The 4,862-nt window shown below is 72.0% G+C and carries 5 protein-coding genes; 4 read left to right on the forward strand and 1 reads right to left on the reverse strand.

Translation table 11 applies throughout. The features are described 5' to 3' along the window. The first annotated feature begins 316 nt into the window (after positions 1 to 316). The 4 genes from ACIQOV_RS14685 to ACIQOV_RS14700 all read left to right on the forward strand — a co-directional run bounded on the left by ACIQOV_RS14685 (position 317) and on the right by ACIQOV_RS14700 (position 4,057). Positions 317 to 1,471: an aliphatic sulfonate ABC transporter substrate-binding protein gene (locus ACIQOV_RS14685; RefSeq protein WP_401048591.1), complete on the forward strand. Its 1,155-nt coding sequence runs from the start codon at positions 317 to 319 to the stop codon at positions 1,469 to 1,471. Positions 1,472 to 1,592: 121 nt separating this feature from the next. Further along, the gene (locus tag ACIQOV_RS14690; protein WP_401048593.1) at positions 1,593 to 2,405 is read left to right on the forward strand and encodes an ABC transporter ATP-binding protein; all 813 of its coding nucleotides are present in this window, start codon (positions 1,593 to 1,595) and stop codon (positions 2,403 to 2,405) included. After that, entirely contained in the window at positions 2,392 to 3,309 is a 918-nt protein-coding gene (locus tag ACIQOV_RS14695) for an ABC transporter permease (RefSeq protein ID WP_401048595.1), read from the forward strand. Before ACIQOV_RS14690 ends, ACIQOV_RS14695 begins: the two co-directional genes overlap by 14 nt. Positions 3,310 to 3,319: 10 nt before the next feature. Next, a complete protein-coding gene (locus ACIQOV_RS14700) occupies positions 3,320 to 4,057 on the forward strand; it encodes a sirohydrochlorin chelatase (RefSeq protein WP_401048597.1) in 738 nt (245 codons plus the stop codon). A 3-nt stretch (positions 4,058 to 4,060) separates the two neighbouring features. On the opposite strand, the gene ACIQOV_RS14705 is transcribed toward ACIQOV_RS14700, so the two are convergent. Beyond that, positions 4,061 to 4,372 carry a hypothetical protein gene (locus tag ACIQOV_RS14705; protein WP_387693326.1) on the reverse strand — a complete coding sequence of 104 codons (312 nt, stop codon included), beginning with the start codon at positions 4,370 to 4,372 and terminating at the stop codon, positions 4,061 to 4,063. Positions 4,373 to 4,862: the final 490 nt, after the last annotated feature.

Here is a 4,862-nt window from a genome sequence, read left to right on the forward strand (position 1 = left end):
ACCGCCGGCATGGCCGGCGAAGCGTTCGACACCGTACGCGCCACGGACACCACAGAGGAGGACTGGGTCTGATGCCCAGCGAGGCCTTCTCGGGCATGGACAAGGAAGGCGGCCGCATCGGCAGCGGCGTCCTCGGCAGCGGCCAGGGCGGCCTGACGCGATGTGCGGGCCGACAGGGCTGAGAACGCCCTGTCACCGGGCTGTTCTTCCCCCACAGCCGCCCGGCTTGCCCCGGCACCCCGTTGCCGCAGCGCCACCTTCAGATCGTCCGTCCCGGACCGCTTTCTGACGGTCCGTCCGTGAACAGGACTCCACCATGGCACCGAACCCGACGCCTTCGCATACCCGCCTTCGCCCGAACGCCGGCCGGATCAGACGCACCGCCGCGACCGCCGTCGCCGGTCTGACCGCCGCCGCCCTGCTGTCCGCCTGCAGCTACGGCTCCAAGGCCGATGACAAGGCCAACACCGCCGCCACCGCGGCCGGTTCGGCCACCGGCGCCAAGCTGTCCGCGGACACGGTGAAGATCGGCTACTTCTCCAACCTCACCCACGGCACCCCGCTGGTCGGCCTCCAGGAGGGGCTGTTCCAGAAGGAGCTGGGCGCCACCCAGATCAAGACCCAGGTCTTCAACGCCGGACCCGCCGAGATCGAGGCGCTCAACGCCGGCTCCATCGACATCGGCTGGATCGGCCCCTCCCCCGCGATCAACGGCTACACCAAGTCCGACGGTCAGTCCCTGAAGATCATCGGCGGCTCCGCCTCCGGCGGCGTCAAACTCGTCGTCAACCCCGAGAAGGTCTCCTCGCTGGACGACCTCAAGGGCAAGAAGATCGCCACCCCGCAGCTGGGCAACACCCAGGACGTGGCGCTGCTCAACTACCTCGCGGGCAAGGGCTTCAAGGTCGACGCGGCCTCCGGCGCGGGCGACGTCTCGGTGGTGCGCACCGACAACAAGGTCACCCCCGACGCCTACAAGCAGGGCTCCATCGACGGCGCCTGGGTGCCCGAGCCCACGGCCTCCAAGCTCGTCACCCTCGGCGCGAAGGTCCTGCTCAACGAGAAGGACGTCTGGCCGGACAAGAAGTTCGTGATCACCAACATCATCGTCTCCCAGAAGTTCCTCAAGGAGCACCCGGACGTGGTGGAGGCCGTCCTGCGCGGCTCGGTGAACACCAACGCCTTCATCAAGGCCAACCCGGACAAGGCCAAGGCCGACGCCAACGAGGCCATCAAGAAGGAGGCCGGCAACGCGTTGGAGCCGGCGATCCTCGACCCGGCCTGGGCCGACATCGACTTCCTGGACGACCCGCTGGCGAGCACCCTCCAGGCCGAGGCCGACCACGCCGTCACCGCCGGGCTCCTCAAGAAGCCCAACCTGAACGGCATCTACGACCTCACCCTGCTGAACAAGGTCCTCGCGGCCAAGGGCCAGCCCGCCGTGGCGGACGCCGGACTCGGCTCCAAGTAACTCCGAGGTCCGGCCCCGCCCGCCCGGTCGATCCCCGATCGATGCCCGCCGCCGCGGGCGGGGCCCGGACCCCGGCTCCGACTCTCCCGCCAGCCCGACCACTGACGCAGGAGGTGCCCGGATGACCCCGGCACTGACCACCTCGGCCGACCCCACCGACGCGGCCGTCCTCGCCGCGGCCGACGGCACGCCCGCCGTCCGGATCTCGCACGTGCACAAGTCCTTCGGCCGTGGGAACGCGAGCACCCACGTCCTGGACGACATCACCCTCGACGTCGCCCCCGGAGAGTTCGTCACCCTGCTCGGCGCCTCCGGCTGCGGCAAGTCCACCCTGCTCAACCTCGTCGCCGACCTCGACAAACCCACCGCCGGCGACATCCAGGTGCCCGGCGGCCGCCCCGCCCTCATGTTCCAGGAACACGCCCTCTTCCCCTGGCTCACCGCCGGCAAGAACATCGAACTCGCCCTCAAACTCGCCGGCGTCCCCCGCCCCGAACGCCGCCCCGAAGCCGAACGCCTCCTCGAACTCGTCCGCCTCGACGGCGCCCACGGCAAACGCGTCCACGAACTCTCCGGCGGCATGCGCCAACGCGTCGCCATGGCCCGCGCCCTCGCCCAGGGCAGCCAGGTCCTCCTCATGGACGAACCCTTCGCCGCCCTCGACGCCATCACCCGCGACGTCCTCCACGACGAGATCACCCGCATCTGGGCCGAACAACAACTCACCGTCCTCTTCGTCACCCACAACGTCCGCGAAGCCGTCCGCCTCGCCCAACGCGTCGTCCTCCTCTCCTCCCGCCCCGGCCGCGTCGCCCGCGAATGGCGGATCGACCTGCCCCAGCCCCGCCGCATCGAATCCGCCGGCGTCGCCGACCTGTCCATCGAGATCACCGAAGAACTGCGTGGGGAGATCCGTCGCCATGGCCAGCACTGACACCACCCCCGCCCTGGACAAGAACGACAGGGTCCCGCAAAGCGCGAGCGACACCGCCGGCGTCGGCGCGGGCCTGGACGCCCTCGACACCGTCACCGCACAACGCGGCTCCCTCGGCGAGGCGTTGCGGAGCAAGGCCCTGCCGCCGCTGGTCGCCGTCCTCGTCGTCCTCGCGCTCTGGCAGGGCGCGTACAGCCTGGAACTCACCTCCGCCTACACGCTGCCCAGCCCCGCCGACGTGTGGCGCTCCGCCCAGGACCTCTGGTACCAGGGCACGCTGTTCTCCATCATCTGGACCAGCGTCTGGCGCGGCCTGTCCGGCTTCCTCCTCGCCGTGCTCATCGGCACCCCCATCGGCCTGGTCGTCGCCCGCATCAGACCCGTGCGCACCGCCATCGGCCCGGTCCTGCAGGGCCTGCAGTCCCTGCCCTCCGTCGCCTGGGTACCCGCCGCCGTCATCTGGCTCGGCATCAACGACTCCATGATGTACGCCGTCATCCTGCTCGGCGCCGTCCCCTCCATCGCCAACGGCCTCGTCGCCGGCATCGACCAGGTCCCCCCGCTGTTCCTGCGCGCCGGACGCACCCTCGGCGCCACCGGCCTCAACGGCGCCCGCCACGTCCTGGTCCCCGCCGCCCTGCCCGGCTACCTCGCCGGCCTCAAACAGGGCTGGGCCTTCTCCTGGCGCTCCCTGATGGCCGCCGAACTCGTCGCCTCCTCCCCCGACCTCGGCCGCGGCCTCGGCCGCTACCTGGAGGACCAACGCGAATTCTCCGACATGTCCGGCGTCCTCCTCGGCATCATCCTCATCCTCTTCGTCGGCATCACCATCGAACTCCTCGTCTTCACCCCCGTCGAACGCCGCGCCCTGCGCAACCGCGGCCTCCTCACCACGAGCAAGTGAGGCACCGCTGATGCCCGCCCTCCTCCTGATCGCCCACGGCAGCCGCGACCCGCGCCACGCCGCGACGGTGGCCGCGCTCGTGGAGGAGGTGCGGGCGCAGCGGGCCGGCATCGAGGTCGCCACCGCCTATCTGGACCACTGCGCGCCGCGGATCCCGCAGGTGGTCGGGCGGCTGGCGGACGCGGTGGCGGTGCCGCTGCTGCTCAACCGGGCGTTCCACGCCAAGCACGACATCCCGGCCGCGCTGCGCGCCGCCGGCTCCCGGCTGCCGGTCGCGGACGTGCTGGGCCCCTCGCCCCTGCTGCTCGCCGCCCTGGACCGCCGCCTCGCCGAGGCCGCTCCGGCGCTCGGCTCGCCCGCCGTCCGAGCCCGTACCGGCGTCGTGCTGGCGGCGGCCGGCTCCTCGGACCCGGCCGCCGACGCCGCGACCCGCGCGGTCGCCGCCGAGTGGCGCCGCACCCGGGGCTGGGCCGCCGTCGAGGTCGCGTACGCCTCCGCCGCGGGCCCGCGTGTCCCCGACGCCCTCGCCGCCCTGCGCGCCGCGGGCTCCGAGCACACCGCCGTCGCCCCCTACCTGCTGGCTCCGGGCCTGCTCCCCGACCGCATCGCGGCCGCCGCCGAGGAGGCCGGGGCGGATGTGCTGGCCCCGGTCCTCGGCCCGTCCCCCGAGGTGGCGGCCCTCCTCCTGCAGCGCCACGACGAGGCCCTGCGGGCCGCCGAAGCGGCGGCCCCGGCCCTCACCGCCTGAGCCTCACGAGGCCTTGCGGTGCTGGTACTCGGCGACCGCGGCGGTGATCACGCTGAGCGGCACCGGCTCGTCGACGTCGGCGATGGCGGCCTCGATCCACTCCCGCATGATCGCCGTCGGCTTCAGCCCCCGCTCCCGCGCACGGCGCCGAACCTCGTCCATCACCGGTTTGGGCAGCCGCAGCGAGGTGGTGATCATCACCGACTCGGCCGCCACCGGCTCTCCCGGCTCGGCACTCATGATCTCGTCCTCGCTCAGCTCGTGCGTCTCGTAGTACTCGGCGATCGCTTCGAGGTCCGCACCGTTGTCAGTCATCCGTCACCTTCAACTCGTCCGTTTGAGGAACAAGCGCCTCTCGGCGGCTGTCATGTCGCGGGCCGTGGCGCAGTACCACGCCGACGGCACCGCCGCGCTCCGCGCCAACACCACCAACAGGTACCGCACGGACCGCGTCACGCCGTGGCACAGGGTCGTCCCTGACGGCCGCCCGAGAACCAGTGAGGGCGGCAGAACACGACGTCCTCGACCTCCTCCGGATCCACTCCGTGCCTGGCGATGTGCTCCTCGGAGCGCTCGGTCCAGTAGATCTCACTATGCGCGAGCAGCAGCGTGTTGCAAACGCATTGCACGGCTCAAGCCACCGTCACTCGGGCGAGTGACGGCGGCCGGGAGCAGTGACGGCGCGCGCCGCGCGGGCCGCACGCCGTCGCGGCCGCCGGCACCCGGGTCACACCCGGCGCAGGGTGAAGGTGTCCGTCGGGTGCCCGGCGTTGGCCTCGGCGAGGCCGCCGGCGAGCCGGTAGAG

Origin of the sequence: Kitasatospora sp. NPDC091257, assembly GCF_044757675.1 — a bacterium.
Classification (GTDB): Bacteria; Actinomycetota; Actinomycetes; order Streptomycetales; family Streptomycetaceae; genus Kitasatospora; species Kitasatospora lactacystinica.

Bases quoted from the DNA above. Each gene is read 5' to 3' on its own strand.
- ACIQOV_RS14685 (WP_401048591.1), top strand. From the start codon at position 317: ATGGCACCGAACCCGACGCCTTCGCATACCCGCCTTCGCCCGAACGCC.
- ACIQOV_RS14690 (WP_401048593.1), top strand. From the start codon at position 1,593: ATGACCCCGGCACTGACCACCTCGGCCGACCCCACCGACGCGGCCGTC.
- ACIQOV_RS14695 (WP_401048595.1), top strand. From the start codon at position 2,392: ATGGCCAGCACTGACACCACCCCCGCCCTGGACAAGAACGACAGGGTC.
- ACIQOV_RS14700 (WP_401048597.1), top strand. From the start codon at position 3,320: ATGCCCGCCCTCCTCCTGATCGCCCACGGCAGCCGCGACCCGCGCCAC.
- ACIQOV_RS14705 (WP_387693326.1), bottom strand. From the start codon at position 4,372: ATGACTGACAACGGTGCGGACCTCGAAGCGATCGCCGAGTACTACGAG.